This window comes from Bacillus sp. FSL W7-1085, assembly GCF_038595035.1.
Classification (GTDB): Bacteria; Bacillota; Bacilli; order Bacillales; family Bacillaceae; genus Bacillus; species Bacillus altitudinis.
Genome location: NZ_CP152000.1, coordinates 3,162,679 through 3,184,156 on the forward strand (window position 1 = coordinate 3,162,679; position 21,478 = coordinate 3,184,156).

Genomic DNA, 21,478 nt, shown 5'->3' on the forward strand with positions numbered 1-21,478 from the left:
CTTCCTTACAATCCATACACATTCATCACACGGGTGATGTTCTGTTTTACATCAAATCCTCTTAGGCCAAGCTGAGAAATAATCGTCTCCTGAAGAGGAGGGTCTGCATGGTAGGCTTCTAGTATGGCTTTCATCCACTCATGTGCTGAATCTTGCAAGGATTTCCGTTTCACAAGCCCACAACCTAAATCGACTTCCTTTGTGATATGATCTGAAATCACACATGGGAGTCCAGATGCCTGCGCTTCCACTAATACGAGAGGAAGACCTTCAAACAAAGAAGGCATCACAAACACATCAAATGCTTTCATATACTGCGGAACCTCTGAGACAACGCCCGTAAACACAATGTCTTCCATTAATCCCGCTTTCACTGCATACGATTCAACCACTGGCCGGAGCGGCCCATCTCCGATGAGAACTAGCTGAAAGGAGACCCCTTGTTTTTTCAGTGTCTGCGCTAATTCGATGAAAAAAACATGGTTTTTCTGCTCATGAAATCGGCCAATATGTCCAATGATCAGTTTTCTCTCGTGAAGATGGAGGTCTTTTTTCATCTTCACCTTCGCTTCTGGCTCCAACTGAAAAAAAAGGTCCAAATCAATCCCATTTGGTAAAATGTTCACTCGTCCATCGTGCATTCTTTTTTGTCCAAATAAAAAGACACCGGCATCTTCACCGCATGCAACGAGCTGCGTAGAAAAGGCAAAGATCAGCTGACGAAATCCTTTGAGCAACAAATGATCAACCCGGCTAGGAGACTGTTTCCAAGCCGTATTATGTGAATGGCAAATGCGTATCTTCACACCTGCCAGTTTCGCAGCAAGGGCAGAAAAGCCCGTTTGAAAATCTGTATGTGCATGCACCGCCTGATAAGGTCCCGTTTGCTTGATCGTCTTCGTCAACGTTTTGACAAACGTCCATGGAGAGGACGCTCCAATACTTGGGACATAAAAAATCCGCCCGCCAAGCTGACGAATTTCCTCATCGTAATCACAGACATCCTCCCGGTGGGTAATGAAATCAAATTGAAGAACATTCCGGTCGATTGCACGATAGATATTCATGATCATCGTTTCTGCTCCGCCTCTGTTCATTCCGCCCACAACATGAAGTACACGCTTTGGCTCACTCATCCCGAATCGTCCTCCTTTTCACCATAGATCCTCCAAGTTTCCGCTGATGATAAAACCTCATGATCTTTGGTGACATACAGGCACGGATGACCGGTTTAAGCGCAAAGAGATAATCAAACGGCGACAATTTTAATTGCTTGCATGCTTGTAACACAAGCCAGGCATTGTCCATTGAATATCGGAATTTCCGGCGCTGAAAGGCCGCTTCATCCTCCCTTACAAGGTATAAGGGCTCTTGCAGGTTAAAGCCTTTTCTCCCCGCAGCAAAAAAACGAATCCAAAGATCGATATCTTCCATCCGTCTAGTTGTTTTTACAGAACGATAGCCATTTAAAGCCTTGTAGGCAGACGCTCTCATCATAATCGTCCCATGACAAAAAGGCGTTCCTCTTGCTAGCACCCTTCGATCAGGCTCTGAGACAAGGGCTCGAACGCCCTTCGCCCCTGACTCATCAAACACCGTCATCGCCGTACCAACCACATCATATTCTGGATGTGCTTCAAGGAAATGAACCTGTTTTTCTAATCGTGTAGACACTGATATATCGTCGCCATCCTGTCTTGCAATCAGTTCTCCATTCGCTTCAGTGAGACAACGATTTAAACTGGCGGCAAGTCTTTGATTGTGTTCGTTTTGAATGAGGCGAATTCTATCGGGATCACGCATGGTATAGTTCAGCACTTTTTCATAGGTGCCATCTGTTGATGCATCATCACATATGATGAGCTCCCAGTTTTCATAGGTTTGACGGAGAATCGATTCAATGCTTTCTTCTACTGTCTCTTGGCAATTGTAAACACCCATGATAATCGATACTTTCGGCTGACGCATGCTCACATCACCTTCTCTTTTTGGTCCATATACGTTGTGTAAATTTCCTCCATTGCACTTACCGTCTGCTCCTGTGCAAATGCGTGAGCCATAGAACGTCCCGCTTTCCCCATTAGGTGAAGCTGGTCCTTTTTATGGTAGAGCTGTTGTAAATAAACGGCTAAATCATTCACATCATTCGGTTTGATTAAAAAGCCGTTCACTCCATGTTTGACAAGCTCACAATGTCCTCTATTTTCTGTTGCAATCACCGGCTTTTCAGCAGACATCGCTTCAAGAAGATTCATCCCAAGTCCTTCTCTCAAGCTGGTTGATACACATACATCGCTCATATGCATCCAATCTTCGATGTGTTTGCAAAATCCCGCAAACTGTACATGTTCCTCAAGATTCAGCTGACAGACCAGCTTTTCATAGGACGACCGACTTGTCCCTTCTCCAGCAAATACAATTTTTACATGTGGTATATTCCGATACACCTGCGCGCAAGCTTTGATGAGCATTCCTTGATTTTTATTGTCATTTAATTCACCAGCACACAGCACGATAAAATCTTGCGTGGTAAAACCATATGCTTTACGAAGGCGGTCTTTTTCTTTGTCATCAACTGGTGCAAATCGCTTCATATCGACACCCATACCTGGAACATAATGCACAGCCGCCTTCTCTTTTGACAGACGATCGGCTCTTTCATAGTCTTCTCCATTAATGGTGATGAGTGCATCCGTATATTGAACGAGCCATCTCTCAACTGGATAATAAAGCAGCCAATTTTGAAGCGGTGCCCCCTTCCAAAAGTGAAACCCATGCGCTGTGTAAAGAACTTTCGTCCCTTTTTTGCGCGTCCCTTTGGCCGCTAGCCTGCCAATGACACTCCCCATCGGTGTGTGACAATGGATGAACTGATAATGCTCTTTTTCTAACAGCTTTTTCAGCTCCACATAAGCGAGCCGGTTGTGCAAATGAAAAGGGGAACGCTGAATCGGAATGGAATGCGCTTGATCCACATACGGTAGCTCCAGCTGGCCATTTGCCGCTGTATGCACTTCCCATCCTTGTTCCTGAAACCATCTGAAATACGGGAGATGGAACGCCTTAAAATGATAATCAACCGTTGCGCAAAACAAGACTTTTTTCTTCATTAGCAAGTGGCTCCTCCTCTCGTTGCATCGGTTCAGGCAATACATCATGCGACTCAATGGCGGCAAACAAGGCCTGTCTTAATTGATCGTCACTCATCATATTAAATTCGTGAATAAAGCGGTTCAGCACATACGGATCTCCATCCAAGGCATGCCCAATATGGATTTTCGGGAAAATTTGCTCCTGTGCTTTTTCATGCTGGTTGAGTAGCTCCTCGTACATTTTCTCTCCGGGACGAATCCCCGTAAATGTGATTGGAATCTGATCTGTGGTGTAGCCTGAGAGGTGAATGAGGTTTTCTGCGAGGTCGACAATTTTGACTGGCTCCCCCATATCTAAAACAAAAATCTGTCTTCCTTCTGCTAGTGCACCTGCTTGAATGACAAGCCTTGATGCTTCTGGTATCGTCATAAAATACCTTGTCATGGCTGGGTGCGTGACGGTCACTGGCCCGCCTTTTTCAATTTGTTTTTTAAAGATCGGAATGACGCTCCCCCTGCTTCCGAGTACATTCCCAAACCGGACGGCGACAAATTTCGTTTCACTGCTTGCCCCCATTTGCATAATCACCATTTCAGCAAACCGCTTTGTCGCTCCCATCACATTGGCAGGGTTGACCGCTTTGTCAGATGAGATGAGGACAAATGTTTCAACTCCGTGCTCATGTGCAGCTTCTGCCACATTTTTTGTCCCGATAATATTGTTTTTCACCGCTTCTTTCGGGCTGATTTCCATGAGCGGGACATGTTTATGCGCGGCGGCATGATAAATCATATCCGGCTGAAAATGACCAACGATTTCACTCATTTTTTGTTTATCTTGAATATCCGCAATTTGTGGATATAGGCTAATGCTGTCTCCATACAATTCTTTCAGCTCTAGTAAAATAGAATGAATGCTAAATTCTCCATGTCCCACAAGCACAATCGCCCGAGGGGAAAATACACAAATTTGACGACAGATTTCTGACCCGATAGACCCGCCAGCTCCTGTCACCATAATCGTTTTTCCTTTTAGGTGAACGGATAGACGGCTTGTATCTAATTGGATCGGCTCTCTTCCAAGCAAATCCTCTGGCTGTACATCCCGCAATTGATTCAGCGCATGGGTTCCTTTTAAAATCTGTTCCATTTCCGGCATAATCTGTGTTTTGATTCCAGTCGCTACACATTCCTTATATAGTCCTTTTAATGTGTGACTGCTTTTGGATGGAATAGCGATAATGATTTTTTGAATATCCATCATCGCAACAGCCGTTTGAATATGTTCTTTTCCCCCAAGAACAGGCAGCCCCATAATTTCAAGCTTATGCTTTGTTTTGTCATCATCAATGAAAGCGACCGGCTCAATATGTACATCACTCGACTGCTGAAGCTGACGAACGATAATGGTCCCGGCTGATCCAGCGCCAATGATTAGTGCCCGCTCCTTTTCAACTTGAAACCGCTTGGCACCATCATGAAACAGCCTGGATGCCATACGTGATGCACCGATGAATAACACATGGAAAAGCCAGACAATAAATAAAAAGCGAAATGGCCATGTCTGCACAAAAATGTACAGTATCGTCATGGAAAATAAAAATGAACACGCAAAGGTCTTCATTAAAGAAAATAGCTCTCTAACCCCTGTATAGGCCCATACTTGCTTGTACACGTGAAAAACATACGAAAACAAATGGTGCCCGATAAGCAGACTGAGCGAAGAAATGACGAGCATTTCAAATGTATATACGGTTAACGCCGCCTCTTGGACAAATTGAAAGCCAAAAAAGACGGCAACTAAGATGAGATATGAATCTAATGCCACGATGATTGATAATCTTTGGGCGTAAGTCAACGCTCCTCCCCCTTTTTAAAACATCACTATTCTTACGTAAAATGGGCATCAAACCCGTCCTCACATCCCACTACCGATGACGAGCATCTAAGGCATATGTCATGCCCACAGCAGGATCGAGTGCCTCCGTTGTTAAAGATTAGGAGACATCACCTATCAATCTCTTTAATACATATAGTGCCTTCCCTTTTTCACTTTCTTGCCATTTAGCATCGCCCCAAGCAGTTTCCCTGTCGTACCCTCTAATACTTCTTTTGATTTCTTCACAGCGGCAATCTTCGTTTTACCGCTTAAAACCACAAGAATGCTTCCATCCGTCCGGTTCGCTAATATTTTGGCATCGGCTACAGGCAGAAGCGGTGTGGAATCAACAATCACCATGTCATACTGCTGCTCAATCTCGTAAAATAGCTGCTTCATCACAGAGGAGGAAAGCAGCTCAGCGGGATTTGGCGGAATGGTCCCACTCGGAAGCAGCTCTAAATGCTCAATCGGTGTAGGCAAAATGGCTTCTTCCAAACTGCAATTATTTAATAGCACATTGGTCAATCCGGTGTGCGGACTCAGATCAAAATATTCATGAATGGCTGGTTTACGTAAATCAGCATCCATGAGCAAAACCCGTTTTTTCTGCTGTGCAAAAACAGCTGCCAAGTTTGCAGCCGTAAATGATTTTCCTTCCTTCGGCAAGGAGGATGTGACCAATATCGACTTCAACCTCGTTTGAATCGATGTGAATTCGATGTTCGTTCGGATCGTTCGGAATTGTTCCGCAATGACAGAGTGAGGATTTAATACAGAAATACAGGATAAATCTCTTTTTTCTCGTTTTTTCCTCTTAAAAATCAATGTTCTGTCCTCCCGTTATGACGGACTGCTTGTCTTTTTTTGCCCTCCTGTCTGCCTGCATCTGATAGACACTGCCGAGCGATGGCAATCCGATCTCTTCTCTTATTTGATGTGTTCGTTTCACCGTATCATCGAGTAAATTCATTAAGAAAATGAGTGTCATTCCCCCTAATACAGAGGCGCCTAGTGCCAGAACGATGTGAACGAATTTACGTGAGTTCATCAGTATCGTGTTGGACAGCTTGGCTTCAGACAAAACATTAATGCGATCCATATTCATGGTTTTTTTGATTTCTTCTTGTAGCACCTCTGTGGCTGTATTCGCAATGGCTACTGCCTTCGCTCGGTCCTCATCTTGTACAGAAATATTTATGACCTCTGACTCATTTTCTGTACTTGTGGCAATTTTGTGTTTTAATCCTTCCGCCGATTCTGTAAGATTGAGTGTTTCTTTTACTTTTTCAATAACGATTGGACTTTTTAATAGGACTTGAAAGGTACGTGTATATTGAAGGTTCATCTGAATATCGTTTAAATTCGCTTGTGCATCACTGCTTCGTTTATGAACAAGAATTTGAGTGGTTGCCTGATATACAGGAGTCGAGACATAGAACTGATAGTAGGCTGAAATGCCCGTTACGATCAGGACAATCAGGATCAGAAGGGCCATTTTCTCTTTTATGACAGAAAACAGCTGCTTAAAACCTATATTCTCATTCATAGATACCTCCCGATTTCATCATAAAAAGGTTATATATGGTTTCTTTTTGTTAATGATTGGATTATAAAAGATAATACCCGCAAAGAAAAATGTCATAATAGGTCTTATAGTTCTTTTTAAAGAACGAAATCGTTCGTTTTCTTTTGTTTACTTCCTGTTTCTTACGTTTTTGAATTTTATAAAGAACAATTTATTTCTTATAATGAACGAAAAGGTCGCAGAACGATTCGCCGGGGAGAAGGGAGATCATATATCGAATGATAGGAAAGGTGATACGCATTTACCGAAAGAGGAAAGGATACTCAATCCAGCAGCTGGCTGAAGATGCCCATGTCTCTAAATCGTATTTGAGTAAAATTGAGCGTGGTGTCCATCGTAATCCATCTGTCCAGTTTTTAAAAAAGGTATCCTCATCACTAGACATTGATTTACAAGAGCTGTTTGATGCAGAAACGATGATGTTTCATTACGCTGAGGGCGGTGAACAGGAGTGGCGGGATCATATCGTTCATGCCGTCCAATCCGGCATGCCTAAAGAAGAACTGTATCAGCTGCTCCAAACCTACAGAAAGGAGCAGGAAGGAAAGACGTTACATGTCCATCATAGAAAGCTGACCGACTCAAATATGTCAGAATGGAAGCGTCTCATGAGTGAAGCAAAGGCCATTGGCTTAACCATCGAGGAAGTGAAAGCGTTTCTTACCAATATGGGAGAACACCGGGCGTAAGCCACTGAGATCAAACCAATTTGCGGGGAGAGGCGCTTGTCGCTTCGATGAAATAGAGCCTTTTTATATGAAAAGGCTCTTTTCAGTTTATGGACAAAGGGCTAAAATGAACTTATTTTAGCCCTTTGTCTTCTTTTCAGCGTGATAGAAAACCTTTGCAGTCTAGGAAGGACGAGCACCAGCGCGCAGGACTGACACCGAATGCGAGGGTTTGTCTACATGCTGAGAGCCTTTTTGCATGAAAAGGCTCTGTTTTCTGTTATTCTTCTTTTTTGGTTCGTGCTTTTTTCGTAATATCATTGTTCTTCCAATAGGCCCATAGTGATGTGATGCCAAGAAAGGCTAACGTAATGAATTGCTGCACACCTTCTTCATCAATTGGAATTGGGCTTTTTCCTGCAGCAGTGAGAGCGCTGTTCACAAGTGCCAATAAAAGCAGCACAAGCCTCGCAATAGTGCCTGCACTAATTTTTTGAACCTTCAACTGTAACCCCTCCCCTTATCCTTTCATACGGGCGATACTGCTCGTTCCCTCTCATATGTATGCAAAAAGCGAATGAATAGAAGAACGAATCAAAAAAAGAGACATCATTCCTAGATGCGGAATGATGCCTTGATTTATGTGCTGTTTATTTAGAGAACATCTTTTTTGCTTCATCCATTGCCATTTTGTTGCCTAGAGCTGAATAATCTAACCATGGCTGATCGGCAATCGGATACACTTGGTTTTTCTTCACGGCTTTTAGGCCTTTCCAAATCGGCGTCTGCTCTAACTGTTTGAATGCCTGCTGCGCCTTATCATCACGGTTCACGACGACAAAAATAGCATCTGCATCAAAGTCAGGAAGCACTTCTTGAGAAATGACTTCAAATGGACGTTTGCTGTCCAGTTTTTTCACACCATCTACAGGTGTCAGTCCTAAATCATCGTATAAAATTGGCCCCATCGGACGTTTCATACTAAATACTCGAAGCTCTTTTGCTGTTACACGAATCGCCATCACTTTTCCATTTCCAATCTTTTTCTGGATGAGTGATTTGACTTCTTTTGCTTCTTGATTGTAGTCCTTAATATATTGATCGGCTTCTTTTTCTTTATTGACGAGCTTGCCGATTTTTTTCAAATGATCACGCCATGTGCCATCATTTAAATTAAACACTTCGGTTTTGGCGATTTTCTTGTATTTTGATAAGTCTTGTCCAGCCAGTTCTTCATCGACGTAAATGACATCTGGTTTTAAAGCAAGCAATGACTCCATATCAGGATCTGCTGCGATGCCCAGCTTTTTCGTTTGGCTAAGCTGCTTTTTCGCATGTGGAAGGAAATCTTTTAAGTCTCCCCCTACAACAGAGCCAGCAGGTTTTATCCCGAGTGCTAATAAGTCATTTGTTAAATGAATCGACAAGGACGCAATCTTAGGTGTTCCGTTTTCATCTTGATTTGTTGTCTTCTTTGTTTCCTGTTGACCACAAGCGGCCAGAATCAAGAAACAGAGCGTTAAACCAAACACAAGTACTTTTTTCATGATGAGTTCCTCTTTCTTATTTTGTTTTTGTTAGTAAATAGAGAAAATAAGGTGCTCCGATAAAAGCCACAACCACACCTGCTGGGATGGCATTTGGGGCAAATATGGAACGTCCGAGTGTATCAGCACTGACCAAAATCAACAATCCAAGCAAAGCGCTCACTGGTAAAAAATATTGGTGCAGTGAGCCGACAAGACGCCTCGCCAAATGAGGTGCAACAAGGCCAATAAAACCAATTCCGCCTGTCATCGATACACTTGCACTCGCTAGACCAACAGCTAAGGTGAGAAGAAAAAGTCGTTTGCGCTCTACACGTACTCCTACACTTGAGGCGACGGCATCACCTAACGTTAACGCATTGAGTGTGCTGGACTGCATGAGCGTAAGCGGGACAAGACATACGATCCAAGGTAGGAGCGCAAGCACATGAATCCAGTCTCTTCCCCATACATTTCCCACAAGCCACCTTGAAGCGAAGGTGTATGTATCTTCATCCAGTTTCAATGACAAATATAACGTCAATGCACTAAACCCCGCAGCTACGGCAATTCCAACAAGGATCAGCCGGATAGGCACAAGCCCTTCATGCCTGTCGTACGCAAGAAGAACGATGACTGCCGCCGCAAGTAGACCTCCACCAAACGTAAAGAGCGGAATGAGTAAAGATGGATTTCCTTCTAGTACGTGAAAATACGTCACAAAGATGATTAAGCCGAATGCGGCTCCTGCATTCAGACCAATAATCCCAGGGTCAGCCAGTGGATTGCGGGATAAACTCTGCAAAATGCCACCTGCGATACCTAGACCTATTCCAGCTAGTATCGTCACGACGATTCGAGGCAGACGATAATCAAACAGCACCGTCTCACTTTGGAAATCTCCAAAGCCAAATAACGTTTTGACGACAACGAGAGGACTGAGTTTCAGCGTGCCGGTATTTAAACTATACAGCACGACAGCCGCACTCAGACAAAGCAAAACGGCTGTCACGACAAGAGCACGCCGTTTCTCTTTCATGACAGGTTCCTCCCTTCTTTTCTGGCAATATATAAGAAGAAAGGAACACCAACAAGTGCCACCATGACGCCAATGGCAAGCTCTCTTGGCGGATTTACTGTCCGGCTGGCAAGATCAGCGAAGACGAGAAGCATTGCGCCTAAAATCGCTGACATCGGAATGACGAAACGATAATTGACCCCAACCAGCTTTCGTGCAATATGCGGAATGACAAGCCCGACAAACCCAATAGACCCAACCGCCGATACAGAAACGCCTGCCAACAGAACCGCAGCTGCCATACCTAGTATTCGCACTTGCCGGGTTTTCACCCCTAAATTCGCAGCTACATCTTCACCAAGTGATAATAACGAGAGGGATCGTCCTAATAACATCGCCCAAACGATGACAATGAGAATGACTGGAGCAAGGATCATCAGCTGCGGCCATTTGACACCTGCCACACCCCCTGCATACCAAAAAGCCAGATCCTGACTGAGATCAAAGTAAATGGCGATACCTGAGCTTAGCGCATGCAGCAATGCGGCAACAACAGCTCCAGCTACAGTGAGCCGAAGTGGAGTCAGCACGCCGCCAGCCGCCCCAATGGCAAAGATCAGCAGTGTACTGAGAACGGCACCAAAAAAAGAAAATAACATCAATGCCGAATAAGGCATTCCTGGAAAAAAAGCAAAACAGAGAGCGACTACAAACATCGCACCGCCGTTAATGCCTAATATCCCCGCATCTGCCAGCGGATTTCTTGTAATGCCTTGCATGAGCGCACCTGCCACAGCAAACGCCGCTCCAACAAGCGCAGCTCCTAGCACACGAGGAAGCCTTAATTCATGAATGATCTGCTGCTCTGTCACATGCGACTGATAGTCAAACACAGCTGTCCAGACCGTTTGCAAAGACAATGACTTTGCACCGTATGAAACAGCCAAAAACATAGCTGCCAATAAACCAATGACAGCGAGAAAAAACAATAAAAAGAACAAAATAGGTGATGATCGTTTTTGTTGAGATGTTCGCTTATCCGGCAAAATCGGTGTCATCCTTTTCTTCATTAAAAGTCAGTTTGAAAATGAGAATCATAATCATCAAAATTATAGCCGTCAGCCTCTGAAAAATCAATGTACGGCTCATTTTTTTAATTATTGAAGGTATGTGTAGACGGCAAATAAGAGAATTCTTTTCTTCTGCTTTTTCTCGTTCTGAAAGACCTATCAATTTTTACAGTATTTTAATAGGAAAATAGTTGACATTCCGCATGAAAATCCCCTAAAATTACAAAAGTAAGTCAAATGTTATAAAAATATTACAAACAGATGTCAAAGGAATAAAGAATGACCCGTCATGAGAGGAGAATTGAAAGTTGTGTCAGTAAAGGGAAAATGGAGTATCATCCTATTTGCGCTTGCCATCGTCATTGGAGCAGTTGCATTCTTTCAAAATCAGCAAGCAAGCGGTACAGAGAAGAAAAATGTGAAGCAGGATACGAATTATAAAAATGTTGAAATTGTCACTCTTGTAAATGACGGGAAGTTTATGAGATATGCGGTGAACTATCCACTTTTTCATCAAAAAAAGCTAGATGACAAGATTCAAAGCTTTGCGAATTCAGCATTAGAGCATTTCAAAAAGACATTTAGTGAAGCAAAGGACATTGATGAAAACAAACGGTTTGAACTGAATATTGACTATGACATGGTGCACTATGCAAAACAATCTGCGGCCATTTATTTTACGACCTACACGTATACAGGTCAGCAAAATGGGACCACTCATCACGTCACAATCAATTTCGATTTTCAGAAAAAAGACTTTCTTGACACAAAAGATTTATTTCAACCAAAAAAGGACTATTTGAAAAAATTATCCTATATTACATACACGGAGCTTAAAAAAGATAAAACCTTATCTAAGGATCTATCACTCCTTCAAAAAGGAACAGCCCCTACTGATCAAAACTTCAGTCAATTCGCCTTAAAAGAGAAATATATAGAGTTCTATTTCCCAGCTTCTCAAGTAGCCGCAAAGGACTTAGGTCCGCAAACGCTGGCGATCAAAAAGACGTTGCTAAAAGATATCTTGAAGCCGGAATATATGAATAAGACCAAAAATCAGAATGAAATCAAAGAACCGAATCCAAAAAGAAAAGCGGTCAAGCTGCCGCAAAAGCCAAAGCTTGATCCGAATAAAAAAGCCATCGCACTCACATTTGATGATGGTCCAAACCCAGCCACAACGTCAACCATTTTAGCAGCGCTGAAGGAAAATAAAGGACACGCCACCTTTTTCGTATTAGGAAGCAGGGTTCAGTATTATCCTGGAATGCTTGCCGACATTTTAAAGGGCGGAAATGAGATCGGAAACCATTCATATAACCATCCTTTATTAACGAGACTCCCTCTAAAAGAAGCGGTCAAACAAGTAAAAGACACGCAGAAGCTGATTGAAAAGGCCAGCGGTTATACTCCTACGCACTTTAGACCGCCATATGGAGGAACAAATCCTGACATCAATCAAGCGGTTGGCATGAACGTTTCATTGTGGGATGTCGATCCTGAAGACTGGAAAATTCGCAACAGCCAGCAGATCACAAACCATGTTCTCTCACATGCAGCAGATGGCAAAACCGTACTCATGCACGATATTTATGACAGCTCTGCTCGAGCAGCAGTGAAGATCATACATGAACTCACCAAACAAGGCTACCAGCTTGTCACAGTCAGCGAACTTGAACAATTGAAAAAAGAACGAAACGAACAGACCCCTGTGCAGTAAACACAGGGGCTTTTTTTTTATGACTCTAACAACTTCTTTCTTTTTAACAATGCTTGAAACGTCTCTTCAAGCTCATGAGAAGGCTCGATGCTTAAACGACTGAGCACTTCAGACAGCTGCATATCAATCAGCAAGAGCTCTTCTTCTTTCTTTGTAGCAGCTGGCTTTTCTTCCTTTTGTTTATATTCTTCATAGGTGCCATCAAAGCGTTCAATGGTACCCTCGTGCACATGAAGAATACGAGTAGCCACCTGCTCAATGAGCCTCCTGTCGTGGGAGACAAACACAATCGTGCCCGGGTAATCTTTTAAAAGTCCTTCAAGCGCTTCTACTGCCGCAAGGTCTAAAAAGTTCGTCGGTTCATCAAGCATCAGAACATTGGCATCACTGACGAGCAACTTTGCAAGCATCGTCTTCACCCGTTCCCCGCCGCTTAATACGTTCGTCAGCTTATACACATCGTCTCCCCGAAACCCAAGTCTCGCTAAAACGGTGCGAACGATCGTCTCATCTTGAATCGCCTGTTCCAGTGCATTTTGTAAGATCGATTCATCTAGATTCAGTCCTGAAAGATCTTGGCTGAAATAACCAATCTTCACGGCTTCTGAACGAAAAATCCCAGGATGTCCGTTTACAAGCATTCGGAGAAATGTCGTTTTACCGCTCCCATTCTTCCCAATGATCGCGACTTTGTCTCCGCCTCTCACTTCAACATTCGCCTTTTTCCAAAGGACTTTATCTCCTGCCATGCCATCTACATGTTCGACACGAAAAATGGAGCGGCTTGCCACTTCCTTCATGGTGTGCTGCGTCATTTGAAGAGGCTGGACTTCCTTTACCTTCTCCACCTTTTCTAATTTCTCCATTCTTGTTTCAATAGATTTGGCTGTTTTTTGAAGCTTTTTTTGCTTGTTTGCATAATAAGGCTTCGCAATTTTAGGCCCCGAGGATTTCAGCTTTGGAGATGGCTTTGTCGCTTTGTCGGCTTTTTTCATTTTCTTTTGCAGTGCATGTTCTAACTGTTTTTTCTTTTGGGTATACACCTCGTACGCCTCCACGTGCTGGCGATGTTCGAGTTCTTTTTGCCGGGCAAAATCGCTGTAGTTGCCTTTGTATAGTTTGAGCTTCCCATCTTCCAATTCCCAAATGTCTGTACATAACGCATCTAAAAAAGCACGGTCATGCGAGACGACAATCAGAGCACCTTGATGATGACGAAGCTTTTCTTCTAGCCACTCAATATGCTCCGTATCTAAATGAGTCGTGGGTTCATCGGCTAATAAAAGGGCAGAAGGCCGGCTTAAAGCTCTTTCAATATAAGCTTGTGTCATCTCTCCGCCACTTTGTCTGCCATCTCCTGTCTTTAGTTGAGGAAGCAGCGTACAAGTTGTAGTGTGTGCAAATGTGCCGCTGTCTGGTTTTTCCCTCCCCGCTAGTACATGGAGCAATGTCGTTTTCCCACTGCCATTTGTCCCTACAAGGCCGATTCGGTCCCCTTGATGAATGGCAAGCTCCTCTATATCAAATAACAAACGATCCTTTCGAAATACTTTTAATTGGTGGGCTCTCAGTAACATCCAACCCTCTCCTTTCGTATCAGGAGACATGAAAAAGCCTCCCATTCTCAGAATAGGAGGCAAAATGGTGTACAAAAATAAGCGTATCGATACAGAATGACATGCGGTTCATCAAATGAGCACACATATCCCCCGTATCCATCACTTCAATCTTTGATTCCCAAGCTGTACCATCCTATTCCGAAGCTAAAAAATGAAAACGCAGCAAACATAGCAACACATATCGTTTGCTCACTGCCTTCGTTCTTTCATTTTGCTTACAGGTCATAGGATTAGTACTTCATTGCATTGGGTCACCCTTCCGTCGTTTATTACGTATACGATAAAAGATTGGTTATTTTTTGTCAAGTAGGTTTCCTATTAAGACAGGCTGGCCAACTTGGGTAAACACCTTACCTATTGCATCTGTTTCGCTTGCATAAACTGATCAATGACACGTAATGCTTTTTCTGTTCCACCTGCTGTTTGAAAACTTTCTTCAATCTTTTCAATCCCAGCACGGTAGGTGTCACTTCCGAGTACACTCTCTACAGTATCTCTCAACTGCCTTGCTGTCAGTTGGTCTTTATCGAGTGCACGAGCAGCAGAGAGATCCGTCAGTCTTTTTGCCACCATCGGCTGATCTTTGTCAACCGGGATGACAACCATTGGAACATGATAATGAATACCTTCATTGACACTGTTCATCCCGCCGTGGGTCACAAACACATCTGTCAGTTCAAGGACTTCAAGCTGCGGCACATAAGGCTCGATGAGAAAATGAGATGGCGCTTCTTTTAGGAGAGACATGTCGATTTTTTCACCAGTTGCGAGAATCACTTTTCCATCAAAGTCGGCAAAGGCATCAATACACATATTAAAGAATGCTTCAGTATCTCCAAGAACCGTTCCCATTGAAATAAAGACAACCTTCTCCCGCTCAAGCGCTTCTAAAGGGAAATCGTGCTGGTCAGCACGTTTTAGAAAACTCGGTCCAATGAAAACAAACGAATCATCCAATGCATCAACAGACGGCTGAAAATATTCACTTGTATACACCATATTCAGTTCTCCGCGGTTTTTCATGAATTGCATCAAATGCTTTGGCTGAACGCCAAAACGTTCATGTATTTCTTCTAACAGATGAGCCGCCTTCTCATCTTTTCTGTATAGAGGTGTATCAAAATGCGCCTCCTGCAGCACAAAAGAAGGATTCGAACCGATGCCTGGAATCTGTAAGTAATCCCGCACAAGCTCACCTGCTCCAAACATATCAAAATAGACCAAATCAAATGAATGCTGTTGAGAAAGAGTTTCCACCACTTCTAAAATGTCTAATGACGTTTGTAGCATGGCATGAAAAAATGGCTGCATGGACTCCAAATCGTCTTCCTCCACACTTAATGTCCGAATATAATCTGGATGTATATGTATGTGAGCGCCTAAGCGTTTGATCCGTTTTTGATAATGTTCAGTTGTGACCACATGCACTTCATCACCTCGATCAACAAATGCTCTAATCATCCCTAACATTGGGTTCACATGTCCTTCAGCTGGGAACGTAATCATTAAAACCTTCGCCACAAGAATCCCCTCCTTATTGTCAATTCCCTTCCATGTTAATCTTATACAGTGATCGGGCTCAACAAATACGCCTGAAAAGGGGATAAATGAGTCTTAGGGCTAGTATTTTTAAGAGGATAGCAGAAAAAAAGACAAAGCCTCCTTTTTAAGTGCTTTGTCTTTTTTCTATTAATTTTTGAGCAGCATTTGTTTAAACGCAGCAGACTGTTTTTCAATTGAGATTGGATCAGCATAGATAAATTCTTTGATTGAATAGGTTAGAACATGTCCTTGTTTTACTGCTTTATTTTTCTTCCATACACCACTGCCTGTGATATCAGGATTCGGTGCTTCTTACAAAAAAACACCCTTTAGTCGAAAAACATCATTCAAACATTAAAATTTTGGGGTCTTGATTGTAACAGTGAACAAGCATAGCATGTAATTGTCCCCTATGATGATAAACATGTGCTAATATCTCTAACAACCATTCATACCTTGTATATGTCACACCCCAATAGGAAGTGGTACGAGACAGTAGTTCTGTGTCCGATAATTTCATATAATTATTTTTTAATGAATGGAAATTAGTCATTAAGCCTTTTTCTATCGACTTTACAGTTTTATATGATACATTAGCATAAAATGTTTCCATCTCTTCTTGGGTCGCCTCATTTGCAATACGCCAGTCAGCTTCACAAATGATCGCAATGTGTTCCAGCAACTCTCCGATAGACTGCTTATGAGGTGTTGGTCTTTTTTGTAAATCAGCTTCTTCTAATTGACTTACTATTTTTATCAATGTTTTAACAGCTACTTCAATTTGATGTAAAACACTTTCACAATTCATTAGTGCCTCCTTATGAATGAATTTTGCCCTTTTCGTTGAACAAGCTTTTAGAATATTGATGAACTGACTTTATACTCCAATAATAGATTAAGTTTACTTGATTACCTATCATCAAGAAAATTTGTCTTTTTAACAATATTAATCTGTGTTTTTCGATACAAAATGAACTCTCTAATAAATAGTGAAGTTTCTCTCAATTCACTCACACAATACCACTCATAAAAAAACAAAAAAACCCTTTATTTCAAAGGGTTTTCAAGTTCTTTCATAAATGATCCATCGGATACTATAGACGCGCTCGGAGGGATTCGAACCCCCGGCAGACGTGGTACCGGAAACCACCGCTCTATCCAACTGAGCTACGAGCGCACGATATGTTTTTTGAACGTCAGCATATCAAATTATAAGGGAAATGCTGCAAGAAAGCAATGATTAATCGCTATCCCTGTCGATGCATTTTCTTCATTCCCATACATATACTCATATGATGGTTTGAAGTGGAAGAGTTTTGGGGAAAATGGATAGGGGTATTTGATTTTAGGTCAGCGTTTTGTTTGACCTTTATTGACCAAAAATGTATCATTGAATTACATACTTACCTAAAAGTTGAAGGAGGAACATTATGAATTTAATACCTACAGTCATTGAGCAAACAAATCGTGGGGAAAGAGCTTACGACATTTATTCTCGTCTTTTAAAAGACCGTATTATCATGCTTGGTTCTGCGATCGATGACAATGTTGCCAACTCCATCGTATCACAGCTTCTCTTCTTAGAAGCCGAGGATCCAGAAAAAGATATTTCTATCTACATTAACAGCCCTGGCGGTTCGATCACAGCTGGTATGGCCATTTACGATACGATGCAATTTATTAAACCAAAGGTATCAACTATTTGTATTGGTATGGCTGCATCTATGGGTGCGTTCCTGCTTGCTGCTGGTGAAAAAGGTAAGCGTTATGCCCTTCCAAATAGTGAAGTGATGATTCACCAACCACTAGGTGGTGCGCAAGGTCAAGCAACAGAAATTGAAATTGCGGCAAAACGAATCCTTTCTTTACGCGATAAACTGAACCAAGTACTTGCTGAACGTACTGGTCAGCCAATTGAAGTCATTGAGCGCGATACAGATCGTGACAACTTCAAAACAGCGGAAGAAGCACTTCAATACGGACTCATTGACAAAGTCTTGACCCGTAATTCAGAAGAACAAAAATAATCACAAAACAAACCGTCTGCTCTTTGAACAGGCGGTTTTTTGTTATGCATCTGTTTTAAGACAGCTCCGTCCATTTCTGCTGAAGAGACGGCATTTGATAGGAAGCCATCTGTGAAATCAATTCTTCTGGTTCTCCAGAGGCATGCAGCAATTGAAGGTGTGATTCATTCGAAAAACCTTCCTGTACACTGAACGTCACCATGTCGAGGAGCGGTTTGAAATACTGATTCACTTGATACAATCCGATTGGCTTTTGATGGATGCCAATTTGCGCCCAGCATAGCACCTCAAATAATTCTTCATATGTACCAAAACCACCTGGCATGGCAATAAACCCATCGGCCAGCTCGCTCATTTTCGCTTTTCGTTCATGCATTCCTTTGACTTCAATGAGTTCAGTGAGCTCTTGATGCACAACCTCTCCTCTAAAAAGCCCTTTTGGCATGACTCCGATCACTTGCCCGCCGTTTTTTAATACCTCATCCGCTATAGCGCCCATTAAGCCAATTCGTGAGCCACCGTATACAAGACGGATCCCTTGCTCTGCCATATAAGCCCCTAACTCGACAGCTTTTTGTTTGTAGATGTCATTCACACCTGGATTCGAACCAGCAAACACACAAATCGTTTTCATCAAAACAGCTCCATCTCTCTCTATGATTTCTTCACCCACTCATTCTACTATAATTCATTGTAAAGAAACAGCCGCTCCATCTATATATAGTGTAAAATCAGAAGGTGAACACCATATAAGGAGCTGTATAAAGAGAATGCAAACAACTGAAATGGAAAAATGGATCAAAGATTTCTACAAAATGAGAAATTGGACAGAATACGGGCCGTTTATCAGGTTAGGTTTCCTGATGGAAGAAACAGGAGAACTCGCTCGTGCAGTCAGGGCAGTCGAAATTGGACGCGATCGACCTGATGAGAAAACACAGGAGGACGCCGCGTTAAGAAAGGACCTTATTGAAGAAATGGGAGATGTCTTAGGAAATCTACTTGTTCTAGCTGATCTCTATGATGTAACAGTAGAAGAGGTCTTCTCTTCCCATCAACAGAAACTCACACAACGGTTTTCTAGTGAAAAAGAGCAGGTAAAAAGCACGTGACCGACATGTCACGTGCTTTTTTTACCCTTTTATAGCTGCTGTGGTGAAATATCATCCGTTCGTTCAAAGAAATGCTGCTTTCCAATGTGATGGAAAAGACCGGTACGATGCAAAAGCTCTTTTGGCTGTGATTGAAGCCCTACAATCATCAATTTTCCATTGTGATGCTTTAATCGATTGGAAATGTTCATCAGAACCGCTTCTGCTGAGGTGTCCATATAATTCACTTTGTTCATAAGCAAAATGAGTGTTTTCGGCTTTGTCTGAACATGATCCAAAATCGAATTTTCCAATGAATCGGTTGTACCGAAAAAGAGTGGCCCTTCAATCGAATACATACTAATCCCTTTCTGATCGGTCTCCCTTTCTAAGGCAGCCGCCGTTTCGATTTGAGGAACAGCGACATTTGTGTGGATATTTGTTGTCTGGCTCATTTTTTTGATAAAGGCGATAAACGCTAAAGTGAGACCTGCAGTCACCCCAATAATCAAATCACCGATGACCGTTAGCAGGAAGGTCACGACAAGCACAAGGGAATCCGCATTTTTGACTTTGACAATATTGATAAACTCTTTTTTCTCACTCATATTCCACGCCACAAACATCAAAATCGGTGCCATGGCAGCAAGCGGAATCATCGATGCATATGGTGCAAATAACATTAAGATGAGCAAGACGACGACACCATGCACGACTCCTGAAATGGGGCTTGCTCCACCATTTTTAATGTTTGTTGCCGTACGAGCAATCGCTCCAGTCGCTGGGATCCCTCCGAAAAGCGGTGCCGCCATATTGGCAATTCCTTGCCCGACAAGCTCCTTGTTGCTGTCATGCTTTGAGCCTTTCATATTATCAGCAACCATCGCGGACAAGATGGACTCCACGCCGCCCAAAAGTGCAATGACAATAGCCGGCGGCAGCAAATAAATCATTTTTTCAATCGTCAATTCAGGAAAAGCGAAAGTTGGCAGCTGACGAGGGATTTCGCCATATGCAGAGCCGATGGTTTCAACTTGTCCTTGAAAAAAGAGAACAGCTATAAATGTTGAAACGAGTAGACCTAATAGAGCACCAGGTATTTTGGGAATGTATTTTTGCGCCGCCAAAATCACGATGAGCCCAACAATCGCTGTGAGAATGGCGAGACTGTTTGCGGTACCGAGATGGACCACGATCTCTCTCATATTGAGGAAAAAGCTTTCATGCTTTTCAACCCCCTTTAATCCGAGGAAGTTGGCAATCTGTCCTGAAAAAATAATGACAGCAATGCCAGCAGTAAAGCCGATGATAACCGGACGAGGAATAAATTTCATGAGCTTTCCTAGTTTGAATATTCCGAATAATACAAGCATACAGCCTGCCATAAAACCAGCAATGAGTAAGTTTTCGATACCGTACTGGCTGACGATCCCGAATAAAATTGGAACAAATGCCCCGGTCGGTCCGCCGATCTGATACTTTGAACCACCAAACAATGAAATCAAAATGCCGGCAACGATGACTGTGTATAATCCATATTCTGGTCCGACACCAGATGCAATGGCAAAAGCCATGCCTAAAGGAATTGCCACAACGCCCACGACAAGCCCAGCGATTAAATCGCGTCTAAACTTTGATGAATCATAACCTTCAAATCTTCCATAAAAACGCATGGTATGTGTTGGCCTCCTTCAAGTATGTGTAGATGATTTAGGTATATTGCGGGTCGATCTGTTTATCTTTTATAACGACATCCAGCTTTCCTGTTGCCGGATGAATCACTAGTCCATGAACAGCTACATCACTTGGCATGAGCGGGTGCTCTTTGACTAATTTCACACTTTGAGTTACGCTCTCTTCCACTGAATCAAAGCCTGTCAGCCAGCCCTTTAAATCGACACCTGCGCTTTTCACAATGCTCAAACACTTTTCCTCAATTCCCCGTGCTTTTGCCTTTTCAAGTAAAGGGTCTGCCGCAAGGCCTGCCATTCCGCATTCATGATGTCCGACAATGCATACTTCCTCTGCTTTCAGCTCATAAATGGCTAGTAAAATACTCCGCATGACACTGCCAAATAGATGTGTGACGATGGCTCCTGCATTTTTAATGATCTTCGCATCACCGTTACGAAGCCCCATGGATTGGGGTAATAATTCCAACAGGCGTGTGTCCATGCAAGTTAATATAACCAATTTCTTCTCAGGAAATTTTCCCGCCTTGAAAGGCTCATACTGTCTCTCTTTCACAAAGTCTTCATTGTGCTGAAGAATCTGTTCTAATGTTGATCCCATCCTGTCATCTCCTATCTTTTTTAAGTGATTGTAACACCTTACCTGGCCTCCTTTTCCCTTGTGTGTTCTCAAGCATAGAGAAGAAAAATGATAGAAAAAAAAGAAAAAAATGAGAAAACGATGAGAGAATATGTAAGCATTTTCTCTATTTTGCTCTTTGTTCCGCTTCAGCACAGGGGAGAGGCGGCTTTTGCTTTCAAACAATGGCTTTCATTTCAACAAAAGACGATGAAATGGTTTAGTAGAAAATGACCATCCCGTTTAATACACTGCAAATATAATAAATTTTCTATCAAAAAGTCTCGATCTTTTTTCCAATTTGTCAGATTATCTCTCGAAACATCTA

Annotated in this window: 20 protein-coding genes and 1 tRNA gene; 4 read left to right on the forward strand and 17 right to left on the reverse strand. The window is 42.6% G+C overall.

The genetic code is table 11. The features are described from left to right. Window positions 1–5 precede the first annotated feature (5 nt). The 6 genes from MKY11_RS16525 to MKY11_RS16550 form a co-directional block, all read right to left on the reverse strand. Window positions 6–1,136 (reverse strand): glycosyltransferase family 1 protein, encoded by a 1,131-nt coding sequence (locus MKY11_RS16525; protein WP_116306245.1) that lies wholly within the window; start codon window positions 1,134–1,136, stop codon window positions 6–8. Then, on the reverse strand, window positions 1,129–1,968 hold the full coding sequence (locus MKY11_RS16530) for a glycosyltransferase (RefSeq protein WP_178897340.1): 840 nt from the start codon (window positions 1,966–1,968) through the stop codon (window positions 1,129–1,131). The genes MKY11_RS16525 and MKY11_RS16530 overlap by 8 nt, the downstream gene beginning before the upstream one ends. Before the next feature lie 2 nt (window positions 1,969–1,970). After that, the gene (locus MKY11_RS16535; protein ID WP_342501617.1) at window positions 1,971–3,110 is read right to left on the reverse strand and encodes a glycosyltransferase family 4 protein; all 1,140 of its coding nucleotides are present in this window, start codon (window positions 3,108–3,110) and stop codon (window positions 1,971–1,973) included. Then, entirely contained in the window at window positions 3,076–4,950 is a 1,875-nt protein-coding gene (locus MKY11_RS16540; protein WP_342501618.1) for a nucleoside-diphosphate sugar epimerase/dehydratase, read from the reverse strand. Before MKY11_RS16540 ends, MKY11_RS16535 begins: the two co-directional genes overlap by 35 nt. Before the next feature lie 165 nt (window positions 4,951–5,115). After that, window positions 5,116–5,799 carry a CpsD/CapB family tyrosine-protein kinase gene (locus MKY11_RS16545; protein ID WP_008347761.1) on the reverse strand — a complete coding sequence of 228 codons (684 nt, stop codon included), beginning with the start codon at window positions 5,797–5,799 and terminating at the stop codon, window positions 5,116–5,118. Beyond that, window positions 5,789–6,520, reverse strand: coding sequence for a Wzz/FepE/Etk N-terminal domain-containing protein (locus MKY11_RS16550; protein ID WP_024719858.1), 732 nt, complete (start codon window positions 6,518–6,520; stop codon window positions 5,789–5,791). The genes MKY11_RS16545 and MKY11_RS16550 overlap by 11 nt, the downstream gene beginning before the upstream one ends. 257 nt (window positions 6,521–6,777) lie before the next feature. Between MKY11_RS16550 and MKY11_RS16555 the strand changes: the two genes are divergently transcribed. Continuing rightward, window positions 6,778–7,248, forward strand: coding sequence for a helix-turn-helix domain-containing protein (locus MKY11_RS16555; RefSeq protein ID WP_007500131.1), 471 nt, complete (start codon window positions 6,778–6,780; stop codon window positions 7,246–7,248). 259 nt (window positions 7,249–7,507) lie between these two features. Here the strand turns inward: MKY11_RS16555 and MKY11_RS16560 are convergent, their stop codons facing one another. From MKY11_RS16560 to MKY11_RS16575, 4 genes are all read right to left on the reverse strand, one after another. Further along, on the reverse strand, window positions 7,508–7,732 hold the full coding sequence (locus tag MKY11_RS16560) for a phage holin (RefSeq protein WP_008347764.1): 225 nt from the start codon (window positions 7,730–7,732) through the stop codon (window positions 7,508–7,510). Window positions 7,733–7,877: 145 nt separating this feature from the next. Continuing rightward, window positions 7,878–8,774, reverse strand: coding sequence for an iron-hydroxamate ABC transporter substrate-binding protein (locus tag MKY11_RS16565; RefSeq protein ID WP_007500130.1), 897 nt, complete (start codon window positions 8,772–8,774; stop codon window positions 7,878–7,880). Window positions 8,775–8,790: 16 nt separating this feature from the next. Then, window positions 8,791–9,792 (reverse strand): iron ABC transporter permease, encoded by a 1,002-nt coding sequence (locus tag MKY11_RS16570; RefSeq protein WP_025208010.1) that lies wholly within the window; start codon window positions 9,790–9,792, stop codon window positions 8,791–8,793. After that, window positions 9,789–10,817 (reverse strand): iron ABC transporter permease, encoded by a 1,029-nt coding sequence (locus MKY11_RS16575; RefSeq protein WP_025208011.1) that lies wholly within the window; start codon window positions 10,815–10,817, stop codon window positions 9,789–9,791. Before MKY11_RS16575 ends, MKY11_RS16570 begins: the two co-directional genes overlap by 4 nt. A gap of 334 nt (window positions 10,818–11,151) precedes the next feature. Between MKY11_RS16575 and MKY11_RS16580 the strand changes: the two genes are divergently transcribed. Then, on the forward strand, window positions 11,152–12,561 hold the full coding sequence (locus MKY11_RS16580; RefSeq protein ID WP_327854960.1) for a polysaccharide deacetylase family protein: 1,410 nt from the start codon (window positions 11,152–11,154) through the stop codon (window positions 12,559–12,561). Between the two features lie 17 nt (window positions 12,562–12,578). Here MKY11_RS16580 and abc-f read toward each other — a convergent pair whose 3' ends face one another. From abc-f to MKY11_RS16600, 4 genes are all read right to left on the reverse strand, one after another. Further along, a complete protein-coding gene (gene abc-f / locus MKY11_RS16585; protein WP_342501619.1) occupies window positions 12,579–14,138 on the reverse strand; it encodes an ABC-F type ribosomal protection protein in 1,560 nt (519 codons plus the stop codon). 396 nt (window positions 14,139–14,534) lie between these two features. Next, window positions 14,535–15,701 carry a macrolide family glycosyltransferase gene (locus MKY11_RS16590; protein WP_160757986.1) on the reverse strand — a complete coding sequence of 389 codons (1,167 nt, stop codon included), beginning with the start codon at window positions 15,699–15,701 and terminating at the stop codon, window positions 14,535–14,537. Window positions 15,702–16,065: 364 nt separating this feature from the next. Continuing rightward, window positions 16,066–16,530, reverse strand: coding sequence for a DinB family protein (locus MKY11_RS16595; protein ID WP_058336952.1), 465 nt, complete (start codon window positions 16,528–16,530; stop codon window positions 16,066–16,068). 293 nt (window positions 16,531–16,823) lie between these two features. Further along, window positions 16,824–16,899: transfer RNA gene (locus MKY11_RS16600), tRNA-Arg, on the reverse strand. Between the two features lie 253 nt (window positions 16,900–17,152). On the opposite strand from MKY11_RS16600, the gene clpP reads away from it, so the two are divergent. After that, window positions 17,153–17,749 (forward strand): ATP-dependent Clp endopeptidase proteolytic subunit ClpP, encoded by a 597-nt coding sequence (gene clpP, locus MKY11_RS16605; RefSeq protein WP_024719872.1) that lies wholly within the window; start codon window positions 17,153–17,155, stop codon window positions 17,747–17,749. Window positions 17,750–17,804: 55 nt separating this feature from the next. Here clpP and MKY11_RS16610 read toward each other — a convergent pair whose 3' ends face one another. After that, window positions 17,805–18,383: a TIGR00730 family Rossman fold protein gene (locus MKY11_RS16610; RefSeq protein ID WP_342501620.1), complete on the reverse strand. Its 579-nt coding sequence runs from the start codon at window positions 18,381–18,383 to the stop codon at window positions 17,805–17,807. 136 nt (window positions 18,384–18,519) lie between these two features. On the opposite strand from MKY11_RS16610, the gene MKY11_RS16615 reads away from it, so the two are divergent. Next, window positions 18,520–18,861 carry a MazG-like family protein gene (locus MKY11_RS16615; protein WP_017368102.1) on the forward strand — a complete coding sequence of 114 codons (342 nt, stop codon included), beginning with the start codon at window positions 18,520–18,522 and terminating at the stop codon, window positions 18,859–18,861. A 29-nt stretch (window positions 18,862–18,890) separates the two neighbouring features. On the opposite strand, the gene MKY11_RS16620 is transcribed toward MKY11_RS16615, so the two are convergent. Further along, window positions 18,891–20,513 carry a SulP family inorganic anion transporter gene (locus MKY11_RS16620; RefSeq protein ID WP_342501621.1) on the reverse strand — a complete coding sequence of 541 codons (1,623 nt, stop codon included), beginning with the start codon at window positions 20,511–20,513 and terminating at the stop codon, window positions 18,891–18,893. Window positions 20,514–20,550: 37 nt separating this feature from the next. Further along, complete coding sequence (locus MKY11_RS16625) at window positions 20,551–21,132, reverse strand: carbonic anhydrase (protein WP_342501622.1); 582 nt, start codon at window positions 21,130–21,132, stop codon at window positions 20,551–20,553. Between the last annotated feature and the right edge of the window lie 346 nt (window positions 21,133–21,478).